The organism is Micromonospora sp. ALFpr18c (genome assembly GCF_008868155.1).
In the GTDB taxonomy this organism is placed as follows: Bacteria; Actinomycetota; Actinomycetes; order Mycobacteriales; family Micromonosporaceae; genus Micromonospora.
The window spans coordinates 1-1,685 of record NZ_WBKR01000379.1; the positions used below are offsets into that span (position 1 = coordinate 1).

Sequence of the window (1,685 nt, forward strand, 5' to 3'; positions counted from 1 at the left end):
TGAGCTGGCACCGGCAGTTGATGACAAGGCGGCTGCAGCGGGGGTATACCCTGATCGACCGGAGGGCAGGGCAGACGACGAGGGCTGCGGGTGCTGAGACTGCGACGCCACTGAACCCTTCGGCGCAGGACCTACAGGCCGGCGACCCAGCCGGCGCTGATATTCCTCATCCAGCCTGTACCAGACATCAACCCCCTTACCCTTCCCCTTCGACGTACTGTTGGGATCGACAACACCAGTGCCCTTCTTTAGGATATCCCGAAAGGTGGTGATGGCAATTTTTTTATCATCTGCGAATTTTCTGGGGGAGTACCCGGGGGGGAGGTCGAGATACGCCATTACATCACGAACTTTATAATCATCGTTCATCCAACCGGCGATTGCATTTTGACGATCAGTCGAGCAACTGCCGAGAAGTTGGCCTCTCCGCACCTGACCCGAATACCACTGTCGGAATGTACTTTCACCTAAATCGGGGCGGTTCTTCTCAAGAAAGGCAGCAACGCTTACCGCCCACGGGTTGAGGATGATTTGGTCGGCGAAGAGTTCGAGAGTCTGTTTGTCGCTGAGCATGTGGCTCCTTGGGGTGTGGTGATCTCGCGTCAGTGTCGCGCCAAAGAGTTCAACGGATCATGCTCGGGCCAGGTTCAACGAACCCGGTCGCGTTCACGCCGCTCGGCGTCGAGGCGTTCCCGTTCGGCGCGCAGGTCGGCGGCGGTGGCGAGTAGTTCCCCGGCGGTGCGGGCGGCCGTCGGGGTGGACGCTTCGGTGGGCTGCGCGTCGCGGTAGCGGCGCAGCAGTCGGTTGCGCAGGTGGCTGTCGCCGCCGGTGATCAGGTCGGTCAGGATGGAATCCTTGTCCCGAGCGGGCAGCCCGACGACCCAGGTGCGTAGTTGCGCGGCGGTCGGTTCACCGGAGGCGGCCGGCGTCGACCCGGTGGCCGCGGCCGCGATCAGGTCGGGGTCGATGCGCAGAAACTCGGCGACGGCGGTGAGGGCCGCGTCGAGGATGGGATGTGGTGGTACAGGAACTCCGCCGGGACAGAGATTCCAAACGCGCGGTCATCACCATCTATGAGCCCCGCGAGGCGTTGGTGCCCGACAACATCGACGTCGCGTGCACGCTGGGCCTGCAGTTCTTCGTGCGCGACGGTGCGTTGCACTGTCAGAGCTACATGCGTGCCAACGACGCGTTCGTCGGCGTGGTCAGCGACGTCTTCTCCTTCACCGGCATGCAGGAGGTCATGGCACGGCAGTTGGGGCTCGAGGTCGGCGGTCTGACGCACTCGGTGGGCTCCTACCACCTGTATCTCAACGACGCCGACCGGGCGGAGCGGGTCCTCACCGAGGCCCGCGGCATGACGAACCCGGCAGATGCCTTCCCGGCTATGCCCGAAGGTGACAGCTGGCCGCAGATCCACGCGGTGATCGACTACATGGATGGGCTGCACGGCTGCTCCAGCCCGTCGGCGCTGGCCCGGCCGGAGGCCATGGGGCTCAGCGACTACTGGCGGGACGTCGCCACGATCTTCTACCTGCACCGGCAGCACGCGCTGTCAGCGGCCGTCGACCGGAAGCTACTGGAGACGTTGCCACATCTCTACCAGACGCTTCTCGCGCAGCGGTGGCCCGACGTCTTCGGCTTACCGGGGCGCTAGCAGGCTCACCCGGCCCTCACTCCATCAG

General features: G+C 64.2%; 2 protein-coding genes. One reads left to right on the plus strand and one right to left on the minus strand.

Annotated elements, in window-relative coordinates:
- Nucleotides 1–573: hypothetical protein (locus F8271_RS31210; RefSeq protein ID WP_151493363.1), on the minus strand; the 573-nt coding region annotated here is incomplete at its 3' end.
- Nucleotides 574–1,018: 445 nt separating this feature from the next.
- On the opposite strand from F8271_RS31210, the gene F8271_RS31220 reads away from it, so the two are divergent.
- Complete coding sequence (locus tag F8271_RS31220; protein WP_192580552.1) at nt 1,019–1,657, plus strand: thymidylate synthase; 639 nt, start codon at nt 1,019–1,021, stop codon at nt 1,655–1,657.
- Nucleotides 1,658–1,685 lie beyond the last annotated feature (28 nt).